Genomic DNA, 18325 nt, shown 5'->3' on the forward strand with positions numbered 1-18325 from the left:
GGGACGCCCCGGCTCAGCCGGTGTAGAGGGCGTCGATCTCGTCGGCGAAGTCCTTCATCACGACGTTGCGCTTCACCTTGAGGCTCGGCGTCATGTGGCCGGCCTCCTCGGTGAAGTCGACGCCGAGGACGACGTGCTTCTTGATCGCCTCGGCGTGGCTGACCGACTTGTTGGCGTCGGCGACCGCGGCCTCGATCTCGGCGACGAGGTCGGGGTCGCGGCGCAGCTCGTCCACCGTCATCGCCTCGGGCTTGCCGTGCCGGGCCTTCCACGGCCCGAGCGCCTCCTCGTCCAGGGTGACCAGGGCGCTGATGAACTTGCGGCCGTCGCCGACGACGAGGCACTGGCTGATCAGCGGGTGCGCGCGGAGCCGGTCCTCCAGCGGGGCGGGCGCCACGTTCTTGCCCGCCGCGGTGACCAGGATCTCCTTCTTGCGGCCGGTGATCCGCAGGAAGCCCTCCTCGTCGAGCGAGCCGAGGTCGCCGGTGTGGAACCAGCCGTCCTCCAGGGCCTCCTTGGTGGCGGCCTCGTTGTTCCAGTAGCCGCGCATGACGTTGACGCCGCGCACGAGGACCTCGCCGTCCTCGGCGATGCGCACGTCGACGCCCGGGATCGGCGGGCCCACCGTGCCGATCCTGATGGCGGAGGGCCGGTTGACGGCGGCGGGCGCGGTCGTCTCGGTGAGGCCGTAGCCCTCCAGGATCGTGATCCCGACGCCGCGGAAGAAGTGCCCGAGCCGCTCACCGAGCGCGGCGCCGCCGGACACCGCGTACTGCACCCTTCCGCCGACCGCGGCGCGCAGCTTGCGGTACACGAGCACGTCGAAGACCTTGTGCCGGGCCCTCAGCCCGAGACCGGGGCCGCCGTCGTCGAGCGCCCGGCTGTAGGCCACCGCGGTCTCGGCCGCCGTCTTGAAGATCCTGGCCTTGCCGTCGGCCGCGGCCTTCTGCTCGGCGCCGTTGTAGACCTTCTCGAACACGCGGGGGACGGCCAGCAGGAACGTCGGCCTGAACGAGGCCAGGTCCGGCAGCAGGCTCGGGACGTCGCTGTGCCCGAGCACGATGCCGCCCTCGATGGTGGCGACCTCGATCAGCCGGGCGAACACGTGCGCCAGCGGCAGGAACAGCAGCGTGGAGCTGCCCTCGACGGCGATCTCGGCGATCGCCCCCTGCACGGCGTTGCGGGCGGTCGACACGAGGTTCCCGTGGGTGATCTCGCAGCCCTTGGGGCGGCCGGTGGTGCCGGAGGTGTAGACGAGCGTGGCGATGTCCGCGGCGGTGCGGGACCGGCGGCGCTCCTCGACGACGTCGTCGCCGACGTCCGCTCCGAGCCGGGTGACCTCCGCGACCCCGCCCGCGTCGATGCCCCACACGTGCGCCAGCCCGGGGAGCCGGTCGCGGATCTCCTCGACGGTCGCCACGTGCTCCCCGGTCTCGGCGAACACGGCCTTGGCCCCGGAGTCGCCGACGATCCACTCGATCTGCTCGGCGGAGGACGTCTCGTAGATCGGGACGGAGACCGCGCCCGCCGCCCAGATCGCGTAGTCCAGGACCGTCCACTCGTAGCGGGTCCGCGACAGCAGGCACACGCGGTCGCCGGGCTCGACGCCGGCGGCGGCTAGGCCCTTGGCGACCCCCGCCGCCTCGGCGGCGAACTCCGCCGCGGTGACGGCGCTCCACGCGTCGCCGCTCCTGCGCCGCAGCACGATCCGGCCGGGCTCTTCGACGGCCCGGGTGAAGGGCGCGTCGGTCAGAGTGGCGGAGTCGGGGACCTCCACCATCGCGGGGACGCTGAACTCGCGCACGGCCCACTCCTGTCGTCGGTCTTCGAGGACGGCGGGGAGCCCCGCGGCGCGTCCGGCCGTCCGGCCGGCGGCGCGTGAACTCCTCCGTTGCCGCATGATACCCACGAGTAGCAATACCGCCGCGAACCGCCGCGGTTAACGGCACGGCAAAGACCGCCCGGCGGCCCCCGGCGCGCGCCGCCGGGTCGCCTACCCTTGACCCGGTCGCACAACGCAAACGGGTTCCGGGGGTCGCCATGTCGCTGCTCGAAGTGATCGCGCTGACCGTGGAGGACGCGCGCGCGGCGCAGGAGGGCGGCGCCGACCGCATCGAGGTCGTCGCCGACATGGCCGCGGACGGGCTCACCCCCGACCCCGACCTCGTCGCGGCGATCCGGGCGGACACGTCCGTGCCGATGCGGGTGATGCTGCGCGCCAACGCGGGGTTCCGCACCACCGGGGCCGAGCTCGACCGGCTGCGGCGCGCCGCGGCCGGCCTCGCCGACGCGGGCGCCGACGGGTTCGTGCTCGGCTTCCTCGACTCCTCGGGGCACGTCGACGCGGGCGCCACCGGCAAGCTCGCCGCCGACACCGACCCGCTGCCCTGGACCTTCCACCGGGCGCTGGACCACGCCGCCGACCCCGCCCAGGCGTGGGGCGTCGTCCGCGCCTTCGGCGGCCGCCTGGACACGGTGCTGACGGCGGGCTCGTCCCGCGGCGTGGACGCCGGGGTCGACGTCCTCGTGCGGCGCGCGGCCGAGGACCCCGCCGCGGCCGAGATGATCATGGCCGGGGGCGGGCTGCGCCGCAAGCACGTCGCCGTGCTCGCCGCCGCGGGCGTCACCGCCTTCCACGTGGGCACGGCCGTGCGTCCCGACGGCGACTGGGACGCGCCGGTGGACCCCGTCCTCGTGCGCGAGTGGCGCACCCTCGTGGCGGCCGCCGCCGGCTGACGGCCGTGCGCCGGCCGCGCCTTCGCGCGTTGTCCAAGGAGCGCGCCGGGCTTCATGACCCGCCCGTTCACCGCGGCGGCCGGCGCCATTACATTCGGTTCATGAGGATCCATGTGGTGAGCGACGTCCACGGCCGCGCGGACGCGCTGGCGGGCGCTGCGGACGGTGCGGACGCGCTCATCTGCCTGGGCGATCTGATCCTGTTCATCGACTACCACGACCACGGGCAGGGGATCTTCGCCGACCTGTTCGGCGAGGACAACGCCGACCGCTTCATCGGGCTGCGCACCGAGAAGCGCTTCGACGAGGCCCGCGAGTTCTCCCGGGGACTGTGGGCCTCGCTGGAGGGGGACGCCCGGCCGCACATCGAGCGGGCGGTGAACCGCCAGTACGCCGAACTGTTCGCGGCCATGCCCGCCCCGGCGTACCTGACCTACGGCAACGTCGACGTCCCCCGGCTGTGGGACGCGCACCTGCGCGACGGCCACCACGTCCTGGACGGCCAGACCACCGAGATCGGCGGGCTGCGGTTCGGGTTCGTCGGCGGCGGCCTGCGCACCGAGTACCGCACCCCCTACGAGCTGGACGAGGAGGCCTACGCGGCCAAGGTCGAGGCGGTCGGCGAGGTGGACGTGCTGTGCTGCCACATCCCGCCCGCCGTCCCCGAGCTGCTGTACGACACGGTGGCCCGCAGGTTCGAGCGCGGCAGCGAGGCGGTCCTGGAGGCCATCCACCGCACGCAGCCGAAGTACGTGCTGTTCGGGCACGTCCATCAGCCGCTGGCGAGCCGGATCCGCATCGGCCGCACCGAATGCGTGAACGTCGGGCACTTCCGCGCGCGCGGTGTGCCCTACGTCCTGACGGTGTGAACCATACTTCTCTAGGGACAGCGGGCCCCCAGGGGTTCGGGGCGAGCCGGAGGGAGACGCAGATGGCGGACCGCACGAGTTCCTCCGTCACGGTCAAGGCCGGGAAGGCCGAGATCATGGCGGTGATCGCCGATCTCGAGGCGTACCCGGAGTGGGCGAGCGGCATCCGCGAGTTCACCGTGCAGGAGACGGGCGAGGACGGCCGGGCCGCCCGCGCCCGTCTCACGTTCGACGGCGGCCCGTTCAGCGACACCGTCGGGCTCGCCTACACCTGGGAGGGCGACGACCGGGTGACGTGGGAGCTGGTGGAGCCGGGCACGGTCGTCACCGGGCTGCACGGCGCCTACGGCCTGGTGGAGGAGGGCGGCGCCACCGAGGTGACCTACGAGCTGGCGGTGGACGTCCGCATCCCCATGATCGGGATGGTGCGGCGCAAGGGCGAGAAGCGGATCATCGACTCCGCCCTCAAGGGCCTCAAGCGCCACGTGGAGGGCTGATCCCGCCGCGGGCGGTGGCCTGAACACGGCGCGGAGGCGATACCGTTCACGCCGACGACGGATGGAAGATGGAGACATGAGCGACCAGCCGGGCGACGTCCTGGACGAGGCGGCCAAGCTCGTCGACGCGCTGATCAGGCGGGTGGGCGGCGGCCGGGACGAGCGCGCGCGCCGGGACGAGCCGGCCGGGGACGTGTGGGACCGTGCCATCGCCGACGAGCCCGCGGGCGGGCCGGGCGGGCCGCACATCGCCACCGGCGCGCCCGAGTGCCGCGACTGCCCGGTCTGCCGGGCCATCGCGGTCAAGCGGGAGTCCGGCGGCGACGTGGGACGGCACCTGCGCGAGGCCGGGCGGTCCCTGGTCGCCGCCGCCCTGGACGTGGCGGCGGCGTTCGACCGGACCCGCGCGCCCGACCGGGCGCAGGGGTCCCACCGGACGCGCGGATCCGGCCGGACCGGGCCGCCGGAGGCGCCGGAGGCGTCGGAGGGCGCGCGGGCGGGTACGTCGGATCGGTCGGAACGTCCCGATCCGGGCGACCCGTGGTCGGCCGCCACCGGCGGCCCCATCGACATCGGGTAGAGCGGGAGTGGCTCCAGCCAGGGGCGACGCGAGGAGGAGGAAGGGTTACATGGCCCTGACCATCGGCGTGGATGTGGGCGGCACGAAGGTGGCCGCGGGGGTCGTCGACGACCGGGGGACGATCCTGGAGAAGGTCCGCCGGCCGACTCCCTCGACCAACCCCAAGGAGACCGCCGAGACCATCGCCGAGGTCGTCGACCTGCTGAAGGGCAAGTACGAGGAGGTCGCGGCGGTCGGGCTCGGCACCGCGGGCTTCGTCGACGAGACCCGCTCCACCGTGCTGTTCGCGCCGAACCTCGCCTGGCGCGACGAGCCGATCAAGGAGAAGGTCGAGAGCCTCGTCGGGCTGCCGGTGGTCGTGGAGAACGACGGCAACGCCACCGCGTGGGGCGAGGCCCGGTTCGGCGCCGGGCGCGGCGAGAACTTCCTCGTCCTGGTCGCCCTCGGCACCGGCATCGGCGGCGGCATCATCATCAACGGCGAGCTGTACCGGGGCCGGTTCGGCATCGGCGCGGAGATGGGGCACTTCCGGGTCGTCCCGGACGGGCGCCGCTGCGGCTGCGGCAACCGCGGCTGCTGGGAGCAGTACGCCAGCGGCAACGCCCTCGTGCACGAGGCGCGCGACCTGGCCCGGGTGGCGCCCGCGATGGCGGGGCGCCTGCTGGAGCTCGGCGGCGGGCGGCCCGAGGGCATCAGCGGCCCCGAGGTGTCGCAGGCGGCCCGGGAGGGCGACAAGGCGGCGCTGGAGTGCTTCCGGACGATCGCGCACTGGGCGGGCCAGGGCCTGGCCGACCTCAGCGCGATCCTCGACCCGGGCGCCTTCATCATCGGCGGCGGCCTGTCGGACGCCGGCGACCTGCTGCTCGACCCGATCCGCGCCGCGTTCGAGGACGCCCTGACCGGCCGCGGCCACCGCCCGCTGCCCGACATCCGGATCGCCGAGCTGGGCTCCGCGGCGGGCATCGTCGGCGCCGCCGACCTGGCCCGCGTCCGCCCGTTCCAGGACGTGATCGTCTGAGCGTGGCCGCCGTCCGGCTGCTCTCCTACAACGTCCGGTCGCTGCGCGACGACCCGGCCGCCGTGGCCCGCGTCGTCCGCGCGAACGCCCCGGACGTGGTGTGCGTGCAGGAGGTCCCGCGCTTCTGGGGGTGGCGGCTGCGCCGCCGCCGCCTGGCGCGGGACTGCGGCCTGCGGATCGCGGCGGGGCGGCGGGCCTGCGGGCTCGCCGTCCTCGCCGCGCCGCACGTGCGCCGCGTGGCCCGCGAGTTCCACCTGCTCACCCCGGACCCGGGCCTGCACCGCCGCGCCCTCGCGATCGCCGTCCTGGAGGTCGGCGGCACCCGCCTGATCGCCGCGAGCACCCACCTCGACCTGGCGGACGGCCCGCGGCTGCGGCACGTCCACGAGATCATCGTCCGCCTCGACCGCGCCCGCGACCGCCACGGCGCCCCGGTCGTGCTCGCGGGCGACGTCAACGAGGAGCCGGGCGGGCCGGCCTGGTCGCTGCTGGCGGACCGGTTCCAGGACGCCTACGCGGCCGCTCCGGCGGGCGGGGAGCTCACCTTCACCGCGCGCGACCCGAAGCGCCGCATCGACGGCGTCTTCGCCGACCCCGCCGTGCGGGTCACCGCGTGCGGGGTGCCGCCCGACGACGCCGGCGACCACGCCCGGGCCACCGACCACCGGCCCGTGCTGGCCGAGCTCGGACCTTCCTAGACGACGGCCCCGTCGTCGGGGTCGCGGGGCTCGTCGCCCATGCGCAGGACGAGGGTGACGAAGCCGCCGATGAACGCGGCGACCGCGAGGAAGGCGGCCCAGCCGGGGACCTCCCAGTCGAGGATGACGGTCACCAGCAGGTAGACGGGACCGCCGATCAGCGCGATCCAGGCGCCCTTGGTGAGCGGGTCGGCGCTCGGCAGCGGCGGGGGAGGGGGCGGGACGTAGTGCTCCTCGTCGCCGTCGTCGTCGCCGGCCGGGAACGCCGGCTCCTCGGCCGGCTTGATCACGCGGGCGCGGGGCAGCCGCCCGGTGCGGTCCTCGCCCTCGCGCGGGGGGTCGGCGGGCTCGCGGATGTCCTCCTCGTCGGGCCACGGGACCTCGTCGCCCTCGGGGACGGAGTCGTACCCGGCGACGATCTCGGCCCAGATGGCGTCCTCGTCGCGTTCGGCGGCGCCGCCCGCCTGGCCCGCGCCGGCGAGGCCGGTCCCGGCGCGCTCCGCGGCGTCGAGGCGGTCGGCGTCCGCGCGTTCGGTGCCCGGCAGGTCGGCGTCGGCGAGTTCGGAGGCCTCGCGGTCGCCGTCGGAGCCGCGGGCCGAGGCCTCGCGCAGCCGGGCGAGGTGCACGCGCAGGATGCCCTCGGCGGCCGGCTTCATGTCGACGTCCACGTACAGCCGGTCGAGGACGTCGCCGGCGACCGGCTCCGCCGCCGCCTCGGCGAGCTCGGGAAGGCCGGACGGGGACGCCGCGTACGCCGCGACGCCCGCCTCGCCGAGCGCCGACAGCATCGCGTCCGCGAGATGCGGCGCGAGGTCGACGAGTGGGGCGTAGGTCTCCGCTGACAGTCCATTGCCACGGCGATTCACGGGGCCGGCTCCTTCGACGACTCCGGCGTGACCGACAGCACCGGCATGGCGGCCTCCGCTCCCCCCATTGACATGTGATGCCCGGTCGCCCCCGCGTGGAGGCACTCCCGGACACCCCGAAACGTGTGTCCCACGGTATTCGCTGCGCCGCCCGGGACAAGCCCTCCGGCGCACCCGATTGAGATTTACCGCTCCGAGCCTACGGTTATTCCCGGCCCGCCGCCGTCGCGCGGCCTGGTCCCGGTGACGGGTACCGGCCGGTAGATCGGTGAGACGGAGAGTGGGAGGATGTCCCATCATCCCCGTCGGCCAGGACCGGGGCACGCCCGCGCGGGGGCGTCCGGTCCGAGGGAAAGGTACCCGCATACGATGCTCTGGTTCTGGATCCTGCTGAGGATCGTCCTCTCCCCGGTCATGTACCTGCTGTGGTGGCCGCGGAACCGGGGGGCGCGCAACGTCCCGAAGCGCGGGCCGGCGCTGATGGTGAGCAACCACCTGTCGTTCGCCGACCACTTCTTCGGCCCGCTGCCGCTGATGCGCCCGATCTTCTTCATCGGCAAGGAGGAGTACTTCACCGGCCGGGGGATCAAGGGGCTGGTCAGCAAGGGCTTCTTCACCGGCGTCGGGGTGGTGCCGGTCGACCGGACCGGCGGCTCGGCGGCCGAGGCGGCGCTGCAGACGGGGCTGCGCATCCTCGGCGAGGGCAAGCTCCTCGGCATCTACCCCGAGGGCACCCGGGCGCCCGACAACCGGCTGTACCGCGGCAAGACGGGGGTCGCGCGGCTGGCGCTGAAGTCGCGGGTGCCGGTGATCCCGATGGCGATGGTCAACACCTTCGAGCTGATGCCGCCCGGCAGGCCGTACCCGCGGCTCGGGATCCGGCCGGGCGTGCGGTTCGGCGAGCCCATGGACTTCTCCCGCCACTACGGGCGCGAGGACGACCACGAGGTGCTCCGCGAGATCACCGACGAGATCATGATGGCGATCCAGAGGCTGTCCGGGCAGGAGTACGTCGACCGGTACTCCGCCGAGGTGAAGGCGGAGCTCGCCGGCAAGGAGGTGCGTCCGGTCGAGGAGGACGACGGAGGGCTGAGTGACCGCGGCTGAGCCGCGCGGGACGGGCCTGGAGACCGCGCTGTGGCGGGCCGTGGCCGTCTACCGCGGGCTCGCCCTGGGCTACGCCGCGGTCGTGATCGCCATGAACCACGGCGGCTACGCCCACCCCTTCGGCGGATGGGCCGTCCTCGCCGTCATGGCCGGGTGGACCGGCTACGCGTCGTTCGCCTTCGGCCCCGCCGCCTTCGCCTCCACCGGCCGGGCTCGCCGCGGCCGGCCGCTGCTGGCCGCCGACCTCGCCGTCGCGGCGGGATGCGTGCTGGCGACGGCGTGGGTGGAGGCGTCCGGGAACATCGCCGCCGGGCGCCCCACGCTGCCGGTGTCGTGGGTGGCGGCCGCGGTGCTCTCGTGGGCGGTCGCCGGCGGGCGGCGGGCCGGCGTCGCGGCCGCGGCCGTCCTGGCCGCCGCGAACCTGATGGTGCACGCGGTCGCCGGGACGAGCGGCGGCATCGGCGGCACGACGTTCAACGGCATCGTCCTGCTGTTCCTCGCGGGCCTCGTCGTCGGGCACGTCGTGCGGCTGGCGCGGGAGGCGGAGGCGCGGCTGGCGCGGGCCGTCGAGCTGGAGGCGGCGACCCGCGAGCGGGAGCGGCTGGCGCGCCGCATCCACGACTCGGTGCTCCAGGTCCTGGCGATGGTGCAGCGGCGCGGCGGCGAGCTCGGCGGCGAGGCGGCCGAGCTCGGCCGCCTCGCGGGCGAGCAGGAGGCGGCCCTGCGCGCCCTCGTCGGCGCGGGTCCGGCGGTGCCGCCCGCGGACGCCTCCGGCGCCGGGACCGACCTGCGGCCGCTGCTGGCCGGGCACGCCTCCACCTCCGTGACGGTGTCGACGCCCGCCACGGAGGTGCGGCTGCCGGCCCACGCCGCCGGGGAGGTCGAGGCGGCGGTGGCGGCGGCCCTCGACAACGTCCGGCGGCACTGCGGCGAGGGGGCCCGCGCCTGGGTCCTGCTGGAGGACGGCGAGGGCGAGGTCACCGTCAGCGTCCGCGACGACGGCCCGGGCGTGCCCCCCGGGCGGCTGGACCGGGCGGCCGCGGACGGGCGGCTCGGCGTCGCCCAGTCCATCCGCGGCCGCATCGCCGACCTCGGCGGCACCGTGTCGATCGTCTCGGGTGAGGGCGACGGGACCGAGGTCGAGATGACCGTGCCGCGGGCTAGGGTGTGACCGTGAGCGACGTTCCCCTCCGGCCCCTCCGGGTCATGGTCGTGGACGACCACCCGATGTGGCGCGAGGCGGTGGCCCGCGACCTCGGCGAGGCCGGGCACGACGTGGTCGCGACCGCGGGGGAGGGCCGCGCCGCCGTCCGCATCGCCGCCGCCGCGCGCCCCCAGGTGGCCGTGGTCGACCTCCAGCTGCCCGACCTCAGCGGGGTCGAGGTGACCCGGCGCCTCGCCGCCGCCGACCCGCCCGTCCGCGTGCTGGTGCTGTCGGCCAGCGGCGAGCAGCAGGACGTCCTGGAGGCGGTGAAGGCGGGCGCGACCGGCTACCTGCTCAAGTCCGCCGCCCGCGAGGAGTTCCTGGACGCCGTCCGGCGGACCGGTGAGGGCGACGCCGTCTTCACCCCCGGGCTCGCCGGGCTCGTCCTCGGCGAGTACCGCCGCCTCGCCGCCGCACCCGCCCGCGCGGACGACGACGCGCCGCGGCTGACCGAGCGCGAGACCGAGGTGCTGCGCCTCGTCGCGAAGGGCCTGACCTACAAGCAGATCGCGCAGCGCCTCGTCCTGTCCCACCGGACGGTGCAGAACCACGTGCAGAACACCCTCGGCAAGCTCCAGCTCCACAACCGCGTCGAACTCGTCCGCTACGCCATCGAGAAGGGCCTCGACGAGGAGGAGTAGCGCGGGGCGAACCGCCGCGGCGCCGCCTGCGTCTCACCGGCAAAGGCGAACAGCGACGGGAGCGCGTCATGGCGGACGAGATCCTGGGCCCCGCGCTGGGGTTCCTCGCGGCCCACCTCCTGGCCGGCCTCGCGCTGCTGGCGGTCCTGCGGCGGATGCGGGCCGCGGTGCGGCGGGGCAGCCCCCCGGCGCGCGAGCTGCACCCCTACGAGGTCGCCTACCTGCAGGGCGGGGGGCGCCACGCGATAGCCGCCTCGGTCACGGCGCTGCGGCTGGACGGCGCTGCCGACGCCTACGCCGACGGCAGGCTGCTGGCCACCGAGCCGTCCGGCGCCGGGCCGCGCGCCGCCGGGACGCCGCTGGACGCGGCGGTCTTCGGGGCCGTCGCGCACCTGCGGGCCGGGACGCTCGCCGAGATCACCGCCGAGCCGGGCGTGCGCGCGGCGCTCGACCAGCTCCGCGACGGGCTCGCCGCGCAGGGCATGGTGCTCGCGCCGGCCGGGCGCCGCCGGCTGCGCACCCTCCAGGGGGTCATGTTCGGCTGGATACTGCTCGGCTTCGCCGCCTTCGTCGTGAGCGACGCCTTCAGCGGGTTCGCCGGCAAGGCCGTGCCGATGGCCGGGCTGATCGCCCTCGGCTTCGGAGCCCTCGGCCTCGACTCGGGCGCCGAGCGGACGCGGGAGGGCGAGCTGGCCGTCGAGCGGGCCAAGGAGTCCCGGCCCGACCTCGACCCGGCGAACGAGCCGGCCTACGCCGGGCTGCCGGCGCCCGCCGTGCTGATGGGCGTGGCGCTGTTCGGCACGGCCGCGCTCATGGCGCTCGACCCGGCGTTCGCCCAGACCGTGGGGCTCGGCCGGTACCTGGAGATGGCCGGGGCCGCGGCCTCCTCCGGCGGCTACTCGGGCTCCTCCTGCTCCTCGACCGCCTCGGTGTGCTCGTCCTCGTCCTGCGGAGGAGGCGGGTCGTGCGGCGGGGGGAGCGGCGGCGGCGGGAGCGGCTGCGGAGGGGGCGGCGGCTGCGGTGGCGGCGGCTGCGGCGGAGGAAGCTGAGATGCGGCTGGGCGTGGGGATCGGCTGGCGCCCCGAGATCGCCGGGTTCGTCGGCGCGCTGCCGGGGCTGCGCTTCGCCGAAGTGATCGCCGAGTCGGTGCACCCGGAGGGGCCGGCCCCCGAGCTGCTCGCGCTGCGCGACCGCGGCGCGGCGATCGTCCCGCACGGGGTGCGGCTGTCGCTCGGCGGCGCCGAGCCCGTGGCCGCCGAGCGGGTCGCGCACCTGGCCGCCTGCGCCGAGGCGCTCGGCGCGCCGCTGGCGAGCGAGCACGTCGCGTTCGTGCGCGCGGGCGGCGTCGAGGCCGGGCACCTGCTGCCGGTGCCGCGCACCCGCGCCGCGCTGGACGCGCTGACCGCCAACATCCGCCGGACGCAGGCGGAGCTGCCCGTCCCGCTGGCCGTCGAGCCCATCGCCGCGCTCTTCGACTGGCCGGACGCCGAGTACACCGAGGCCGACTTCCTGACCGAGCTGATGGAGCGCACCGGCGCCCTGCTGCTGCTGGACGTCGCCAACGTGTACGCCAACGCGCGCAACCGGGGCGAGGACCCCGCCGCCCTCCTCGACCGCCTTCCGCTGGACCGCGTCGCCTACTGCCACGTCGCGGGCGGCTCGGAGGAGGGCGGGCGGTACCACGACACGCACGCGGCCGCCGTCCCCGCCGAGGTGCTGGAGCTGGTCGCGGAGCTGTGCGCGCGGCACCGCCCGCCCGGCCTCCTGCTGGAGCGCGACGGCCGCTACCCGCCCGCCGCGGAGCTGCGCGCCGAGCTGGACGCGATCGCCGCCGCCTCCGGACTGGAGCCCGTCACATGAGCGGATCGGGAACGTGAGCGGGTTCGACGCCCGGCTGGCGGCGGCGCAGGAGGCGCTCGTCCGGGCCATGACGGCGGGCGGGCCGATGCCGGAGGGGTTCGACGCCGAGGCGGTGCGGGCCGCCGCGCACGGGATCCTGCTCAAGCGCGCGGGCGAGGTCGCCCGCGCATGGCCGGCCCTGGCCGCCTCGTACGGGACGTCCTGGAAGGCGGTCTTCGCGGCGTGGGCCGCCGAGCGCCCGACGCGCGGCTCCTTCCGCGACGGCTGGGACTTCGCCCGCGGGAACCGGGACCGGCTCGCCGGCGAAGCGGCGCGGGAACTCGCGCTGGCGGAGGCGCGGTGGTCCTATGACGGGCAGGCCCCGCCGCGCCCGCGCAGGGCGGCGGCGCGGCGCGTGCCCGGGGGAGCGGCGGTGGCCTTCCGGGGACGGGTCCGCGTCTTCGGCCGGAACCCGTCCGGCTGAGGGGCGCCGTCGCCGCGAACGAAGTGCCGGGCGCCCCCGCCACGGGCTATGGTCTAGACCAATGGCGGCGCGCCGGGACATCCGGCGAAGCCCCGCGCCGCCGCGTGCGGCGACTAGGCTGAGAACGTGGACCCGAGGGAGGAGCCCGGTGGCGGGAGAAGGTGACGGCATGCGCGTCGGAGTGCTGACCGGAGGCGGGGACTGCCCCGGCCTGAACGCGGTGATCCGCGCGGTCGTCCGCAAGGGCGTCCAGGTCTACGGCTACGAGTTCGTCGGCTTCCGGGCCGGCTGGCGCGGGCCCCTCGAAGGCGACACCGTGGCCCTCGACGTCCAGGCCGTGCGCGGGATCCTGCCGCGCGGCGGGACGATCCTCGGCTCGTCGCGGACCAACCCGGTCAAGGTCGAGGGCGGCGTCGAACGGATCAAGGACAACCTCGCGGGCCTCGGCGTGGACGCGCTGATCGCCATCGGCGGCGAGGACACCCTCGGCGTCGCGCGCGAGCTGTACGCCAACGGGGTCAACGTCGTCGGCGTCCCGAAGACGATCGACAACGACCTGAACGCGACCGACTACACCTTCGGTTTCGACACCGCGGTGAACATCGGCATGGAGGCCGTCGACCGGCTGCACACCACCGCCGAGAGCCACCACCGCGCGCTGATCTGCGAGGTCATGGGCCGGCACGCGGGCTGGATCGCGCTGCACGTCGGCATGGCCGCCGGCGCCAACGTCATCCTCATCCCCGAGCGGCCCTTCGACATCGAGAAGGTCTGCCAGTACGTGGAGAGCCGGTTCAAGACCCGCTACGCGCCGATCATCGTGGTGTCGGAGGGCGCGCACCCCGTCGACGGGCAGATGCAGCTGCAGACCGGCGAGCGCGACGCGTTCGGGCACGTCCGGCTCGGCGGCATCGGGCAGGCCCTCGCCGACGAGATCGAGAAGCGCACCGGCAAGGAGGCCCGCGCCACCGTGCTCGGGCACATCCAGCGCGGCGGCACCCCCACCGCGTTCGACCGCGTCCTCGCCACCCGCTTCGGCCTCCAGGCCATCGACGCCGTCAAGGACGGCGACTACGGCAAGATGGTCGCCCTCCAGGGCACCGACATCGTCCGCGTCGGCCTCGACGAGGCGACGAAGGAGCTCAAGACCGTCCCGCTGGAGCGCTACTCCGAGGCCGAGGTCTTCTTCGGCTGATCGTCCCGCCGGGCGGGAACAGGGAATGCGGGTCGCGGTGTTGGCCTCTCTGGGCCACACTGGAGGTCCTCTCTTTACCCTGTTCCCGCCAGGAGGATCACGCATGACCACGCTCGACACCGCGCCCGGCACCGCGGCGGCGGACGTCCGGGAGCAGTCGCCGGTCGACGGTGAGCCGTGCGTGCTGCTCAAACTGGGCGAGATCGTCCTCAAGGGCAAGAACCGCGAGCAGTTCGAACGCCGCCTCGCCGACAACGTGCGCACCGCCGTCCGGCCGATCGCCCGGGTGGACGTCGTCCGGCGGCACGGCGTCTTCATCGTCCGCAAGCACGATGCTGATCTTGCCACCATGGAGCGCGTCGCACAGCGGATCACCGACGTCATGGGCATCGTGTGGGCGCACCGCGCCTGGCGGGTCGGCAAGGACCTCGCCAGCGTCGAGCGCGCCGCACTGGAGCTCATGGACGGCCGGACCGGCTCCTTCGCCGTCCGGTCCCGGCGCCGCGACAAGCGGTTCCCGATGACCTCGACCGAGCTCGACCGGCACATCGGCACCCTCGTCACCGCCCGCTACGGGCAGCCCGTCCGGCTCAAGAACCCCGACCACACCCTGTCGATCGAGGTCGACCGCGACGAGGTGTTCGTCTACTCCGGCGGCCTGGCCGGGCAGGGCGGCCTGCCCGTCGGGATGAGCGGCCGCGGCCTCGTGCTGATGTCGGGCGGCATCGACTCGCCCGTCGCCGCGTACCGGATGATGCGCCGCGGCCTGCGCGTCGACTACCTGCACTTCTCCGGCATGCCGTTCACCGGCCCCGAGTCGATCTACAAGGCGTACGCGCTCGTCCGCGAGCTGGACAAGTTCCAGACCGGGTCGCGGCTGTTCGTCGTGCCCTTCGGCAAGGCGCAGCAGCAGATCAAGTCGTCCGGCGCCGACCGGCTCGCGGTGATCGCGCAGCGGCGGCTGATGCTGCGCACCGGGGAGGTCCTCGCCCGTCGGCTGCGCGGCTCCGCGCTGATCACCGGCGACGCGCTCGGGCAGGTGTCCAGCCAGACCCTCGCCAACATCACCGCGCTGGACGACGCCGTCGAGCTGCCCATCCTGCGGCCCCTCGTCGGCATGGACAAGGTCGAGATCATGGACCAGGCGCGCCGCATCCGCACCCTGACGATCTCCGAGCTGCCCGACGAGGACTGCTGCACCCTGCTCGCGCCCCGCCGCGCCGAGACCCGGGCCAAGATCGGGGATCTGCGGCAGATCGAGAAGCGCCTCGACGTCGGCGAGCTCGCCGACCAGCTCGCCGCGTCCGTCCAGGAGCACCGCCCCGCCTACGGCGACCCAGTCGCCTGACCCCCGCCTCATGACCCAGTACAACTAGCGGGCGTCGAAGTCCGTCGGGCGGGGCGGCTCGGGGCCGTCCGGGCCCATCAGGGTGATCCGCTCGATGCGGACGATGCGGAAGCGGCGGCCCGCGACGGCGATGCCGTTGCGGCGGCTGCCGTCCTCCATCAGCTCCGCCGCCTCGGCGAACCGGGCGATGTCGGCCTCGGCGGGGCTCTCCACCGCGGGCACCACGTGCCTGAAGTAGGTGACCAGCGAGTCGCGGGCCTGCTGCGGCGCGTCGTACAGCCGTCCCACCGGCCGCCAGCGCCGCTCGCCGCGCTCGGCGACGGTGAACGCGGGCGCCAGCGCGACCGGGGTGAGGAACGCGCCGGACGGCTCGTTCCCCCTGGCGGCCGCGGCGTCCAGCACCTGGCACAGCAGCTCGGCCGTGGCGAGGTCGGACGCCGGGCCGTCGCCCGGCAGCAGCTCGTGCGGCCGGGCGGGCGGGACGCGGCCGCCCGCCGGCACCGGGTCCAGGTCCGTCGGACGGGGCGGCTCGGGCCCGTCCGGGCCGGTGCGGGCCAGCTGCTCGATCCGCGCGATCCGGAACCGCCGCCCGCCCGCGGTCACCTCGTCGGCCGGCTCGCGCCGCAGCGTGCGGGCCGCGGCCGCCAGGTCGCGCGCCCGCGCGCCGGTGCCCGGCGCGGCGCGGTCCTCCAGGTGGTCGGCGAGGAGCTCGCGCGCCCCCTGCGGCAGCGGGTCGAACGGGCACACGATCTGCCAGCCGCCCGGAACGCGCTCGGCGGCGGTGAACACGGCGCCGAGGGCCACCAGCTCCGGGTAGGCCGTCAGGGCGCGGCGGGCGTCCGCCAGCAGCACGGCGGCGACCGGGTCGACGCCGTCCAGGTCGTCCGGGAACAGCCGCCCCCCGGCGTCACCATCTCCCGTCGTCATGCCGGTCATCATCCTCGCCGCGCCCTGCCCGGCCAATGGTTCAGACCAATTCGTTACCGCCCTGTGCGCCTTCTCCGCGGCCCCGCGCGGCCGCGCCGCGGCCGCGGCGGCGGGCGGGCGCCACGAGGACCACCAGGCTCGCCGCCAGCAGCACGAGGCCGCCCAGCGCGGCGCCGCCGAGCCGCTCGCCCAGCAGGACCGTGCCGAGCGCCGCCGCCACCGCCGGCTCCGCGAGCGTCAGGGTCGTCGCCGTCGTCGCGGGCGTGGTGCGCAGGCCCCGGGCGAACAGCAGGTAGCCCCCGCCCGTGGTGACCACGCCGAGGTAGAGCGCGATGAGCGCGCCGCTCCCGGTGAGCAGCCAGCCCGCCGGTCCGGCGATCAGCACGGGGACGAGCGGGACCGCCGCCGCGCCGAACAGCGCCGCGGCGACGGCCCGGTCCTCCTCGCCCCGGGTGATGAGGACGGACGCCACCGTCGCGTACCCCCCGTACGACAGCCCGGACAGCAGCGCGAGCCCGATGCCGAGCGGCTCCGCGCCCGCGTCCCGGCCGCCGCCGACGAGCAGCGCGCAGCCCGCGACGGCCCCCGCCGTGGCGAGCGTCCACCGCCCGGTCGGCGCGGACCGGCCGGCCAGCAGCCCGATCACGCCGGTGAACACGGGCGCGCTGCCGATCGTGACGACGGTGCCGACCGCGACGCCGGTGCGCTCGACGGCGACGAAGAACGCCGTCTGGTACACGGTGACGGCGGCCGCGCCGAGGCCGACGAGCGCCAGGTTGCGGCGGTCCGCCAGCAGGCGGCGCAGCCCCGCGCCGCGCCGCGTGGACGCGGCGAGGGCCAGCAGCACCAGGCCGCCGATGATGATGCGGATCGCGGCGACCGAGTACGGGGACGCGCCGTCCGCGTACGTGCGGACGGTGCCGGTCGTCCCCCACAGGGACGCCGCCAGCAGGACGTCGGCGCCGCCGCGCCGGGCACGGGACCGCGAGGGCTTTTCGGACGCGCGCCTGAGAAAGGTGTTCTGGGACACGGAAAGGGCTCCTGGGCTCGAATCGGGAGGAGGGATCCGGATTCGGGGCGCAGGCCGGCAGCGGCCGGGCGCGTGATCGCGCCGGGCCGTGCGGGGATCAGCAGGGAATGCGGTCGCCGCGCCCCGTCAGGAGCGCGGCGGTCCGCAGTCGGGTGCCCAGTAAGCCATGGTTCAGGACGATACCGGTTCGGGCGCCCCGCGGGACGCCCGCCCGGGTCAGGCGGGCACGGCGTCGGGGTCCTCGCTCCTGGCGAGGGAGCGGCCGACGATCGGGGGCAGGTCGCGGACGAGCTTGGCGAGCTCGCGCAGGTCGCCGTCGACCAGGGCCTGCGGGCCGTCGCACAGGGCGGTCTCCGGGTGCGGGTGCACGTCGATGATCACGCCGTCGGCGCCGACCGCGATCGCCGCGCGGGTCAGCGGCAGGACGAGGTCGCGGCTGCCGCCCGAGTGCGACGGGTCCACGATGACCGGCAGGTGGGAGAGGCGCTGCGCCACCGGTACCGCGGAGATGTCGAGGGTGTTGCGGGTCGCCCGCTCGAACGTGCGGATGCCCCGCTCGCACAGCACGATGTCGAGGTTGCCGCGCTGCGCGACGTACTCGGCGGCCATCAGCCACTCCTCGATCGTGCCGTTCATGCCGCGCTTCAGCATGACCGGCTTGCCCGCCTCGCCGGCGGCCTGCAGCAGCGCGAAGTTCTGCGCGTTGCGGGTGCCGATCTGCAGCATGTCGGCGTAGGAGGCGACGAGTTCGACGTCGCCGGCGTCCACGACCTCGGTGACGATCGGCATGCCGGTCTCCTCGCGCACGTCCGCGAGGATGCGCAGCCCGGCCTCACCGAGGCCCTGGAACGCGTACGGCGACGTGCGGGGCTTGAACGCGCCGCCGCGCAGCAGCGTCGCGCCCGCGGCCTGCGCCATCTGCGCCGCGCCGAGGGTCTGCTCGGGGGTCTCCACCGCGCAGGGGCCGGCGATCAGCGTCACGGTGCCGGGGCCGATCGGCACCCCGCCGACCCGGACGACCGACCGCTCGGCGTGGTTCTCGCGGCTCACCAGCTTGTAGGGCGCCGAGATGCGGATGACGTCGCTGACTCCGCGCATCCCGCGCAGGTTCAGCGAGCCGAACTGCTGGACGTCGCCCACCAGCCCGACGATGGTCCGTTCCACGCCGCGGCTGACGAAGGCGTCGCCTCCCGCCGTCTCAACTAGTGAGACGACGGCTCTGACGTCCGCTTCGCTGGCCTCCGGGGCCATGACGACGACCATGGGTTGCTGCCTCTCCTTCGCGC

Annotated in this window: 19 protein-coding genes; 14 read left to right on the forward strand and 5 right to left on the reverse strand. The window is 75.3% G+C overall.

Annotated features, from left to right (window positions below; genetic code table 11):
* Nucleotides 1–13 precede the first annotated feature (13 nt).
* Complete coding sequence (locus BKA00_RS02965; RefSeq protein WP_185023458.1) at nt 14–1804, reverse strand: AMP-dependent synthetase/ligase; 1791 nt, start codon at nt 1802–1804, stop codon at nt 14–16.
* A 236-nt stretch (nt 1805–2040) separates the two neighbouring features.
* Here BKA00_RS02965 and BKA00_RS02970 point away from each other — a divergent pair, with 236 nt between their 5' ends.
* The 6 genes from BKA00_RS02970 to BKA00_RS02995 all read left to right on the forward strand — a co-directional run bounded on the left by BKA00_RS02970 (nt 2041) and on the right by BKA00_RS02995 (nt 6398).
* Nucleotides 2041–2736: a copper homeostasis protein CutC gene (locus tag BKA00_RS02970; protein ID WP_185023459.1), complete on the forward strand. Its 696-nt coding sequence runs from the start codon at nt 2041–2043 to the stop codon at nt 2734–2736.
* A 101-nt stretch (nt 2737–2837) separates the two neighbouring features.
* Complete coding sequence (locus BKA00_RS02975) at nt 2838–3605, forward strand: metallophosphoesterase family protein (RefSeq protein ID WP_185023460.1); 768 nt, start codon at nt 2838–2840, stop codon at nt 3603–3605.
* 62 nt (nt 3606–3667) lie between these two features.
* Complete coding sequence (locus BKA00_RS02980) at nt 3668–4102, forward strand: SRPBCC family protein (RefSeq protein ID WP_185023461.1); 435 nt, start codon at nt 3668–3670, stop codon at nt 4100–4102.
* 76 nt (nt 4103–4178) lie between these two features.
* Nucleotides 4179–4682: a hypothetical protein gene (locus tag BKA00_RS02985; protein ID WP_185023462.1), complete on the forward strand. Its 504-nt coding sequence runs from the start codon at nt 4179–4181 to the stop codon at nt 4680–4682.
* A 49-nt stretch (nt 4683–4731) separates the two neighbouring features.
* Entirely contained in the window at nt 4732–5700 is a 969-nt protein-coding gene (locus BKA00_RS02990; protein WP_173395718.1) for an ROK family glucokinase, read from the forward strand.
* Between the two features lie 2 nt (nt 5701–5702).
* Complete coding sequence (locus BKA00_RS02995) at nt 5703–6398, forward strand: endonuclease/exonuclease/phosphatase family protein (RefSeq protein WP_185023463.1); 696 nt, start codon at nt 5703–5705, stop codon at nt 6396–6398.
* Here BKA00_RS02995 and BKA00_RS03000 read toward each other — a convergent pair.
* Nucleotides 6395–7264: a hypothetical protein gene (locus BKA00_RS03000; protein WP_185023464.1), complete on the reverse strand. Its 870-nt coding sequence runs from the start codon at nt 7262–7264 to the stop codon at nt 6395–6397. The genes BKA00_RS02995 and BKA00_RS03000 overlap by 4 nt on opposite strands.
* A gap of 369 nt (nt 7265–7633) precedes the next feature.
* Between BKA00_RS03000 and BKA00_RS03005 the strand changes: the two genes are divergently transcribed.
* The 8 genes from BKA00_RS03005 to thiI all read left to right on the forward strand — a co-directional run bounded on the left by BKA00_RS03005 (nt 7634) and on the right by thiI (nt 15082).
* A complete protein-coding gene (locus BKA00_RS03005) occupies nt 7634–8371 on the forward strand; it encodes a lysophospholipid acyltransferase family protein (protein WP_185023465.1) in 738 nt (245 codons plus the stop codon).
* Nucleotides 8358–9542, forward strand: a complete 1185-nt coding sequence (gene macS, locus BKA00_RS03010; protein WP_230298491.1) for a MacS family sensor histidine kinase — start codon at nt 8358–8360, stop codon at nt 9540–9542. The genes BKA00_RS03005 and macS overlap by 14 nt, the downstream gene beginning before the upstream one ends.
* A gap of 35 nt (nt 9543–9577) precedes the next feature.
* Entirely contained in the window at nt 9578–10216 is a 639-nt protein-coding gene (locus tag BKA00_RS03015; RefSeq protein WP_185033609.1) for a response regulator, read from the forward strand.
* A 68-nt stretch (nt 10217–10284) separates the two neighbouring features.
* A complete protein-coding gene (locus tag BKA00_RS03020; protein ID WP_185023466.1) occupies nt 10285–11265 on the forward strand; it encodes a TIGR04222 domain-containing membrane protein in 981 nt (326 codons plus the stop codon).
* A 1-nt stretch (nt 11266) separates the two neighbouring features.
* Nucleotides 11267–12076: an MbnB/TglH/ChrH family RiPP precursor modification enzyme gene (locus tag BKA00_RS03025; RefSeq protein ID WP_185023467.1), complete on the forward strand. Its 810-nt coding sequence runs from the start codon at nt 11267–11269 to the stop codon at nt 12074–12076.
* A 13-nt stretch (nt 12077–12089) separates the two neighbouring features.
* The gene (locus BKA00_RS03030) at nt 12090–12539 is read left to right on the forward strand and encodes an SCO6045 C-terminal-like domain-containing protein (protein WP_221492995.1); all 450 of its coding nucleotides are present in this window, start codon (nt 12090–12092) and stop codon (nt 12537–12539) included.
* A gap of 169 nt (nt 12540–12708) precedes the next feature.
* Nucleotides 12709–13734, forward strand: coding sequence for a 6-phosphofructokinase (locus tag BKA00_RS03035; protein ID WP_185023468.1), 1026 nt, complete (start codon nt 12709–12711; stop codon nt 13732–13734).
* A 103-nt stretch (nt 13735–13837) separates the two neighbouring features.
* Nucleotides 13838–15082, forward strand: coding sequence for a tRNA uracil 4-sulfurtransferase ThiI (gene thiI, locus BKA00_RS03040; RefSeq protein WP_185023469.1), 1245 nt, complete (start codon nt 13838–13840; stop codon nt 15080–15082).
* A 24-nt stretch (nt 15083–15106) separates the two neighbouring features.
* On the opposite strand, the gene BKA00_RS03045 is transcribed toward thiI, so the two are convergent.
* From BKA00_RS03045 to aroF, 3 genes are all read right to left on the reverse strand, one after another.
* On the reverse strand, nt 15107–16009 hold the full coding sequence (locus BKA00_RS03045; protein ID WP_185023470.1) for a DUF5954 family protein: 903 nt from the start codon (nt 16007–16009) through the stop codon (nt 15107–15109).
* A 40-nt stretch (nt 16010–16049) separates the two neighbouring features.
* A complete protein-coding gene (locus tag BKA00_RS03050) occupies nt 16050–17039 on the reverse strand; it encodes a DMT family transporter (RefSeq protein ID WP_185023471.1) in 990 nt (329 codons plus the stop codon).
* A 216-nt stretch (nt 17040–17255) separates the two neighbouring features.
* A complete protein-coding gene (aroF, locus tag BKA00_RS03055; protein ID WP_185023472.1) occupies nt 17256–18302 on the reverse strand; it encodes a 3-deoxy-7-phosphoheptulonate synthase in 1047 nt (348 codons plus the stop codon).
* Nucleotides 18303–18325 lie beyond the last annotated feature (23 nt).

This window comes from Actinomadura coerulea, from assembly GCF_014208105.1.
GTDB lineage: Bacteria > Actinomycetota > Actinomycetes > Streptosporangiales > Streptosporangiaceae > Spirillospora > Spirillospora coerulea.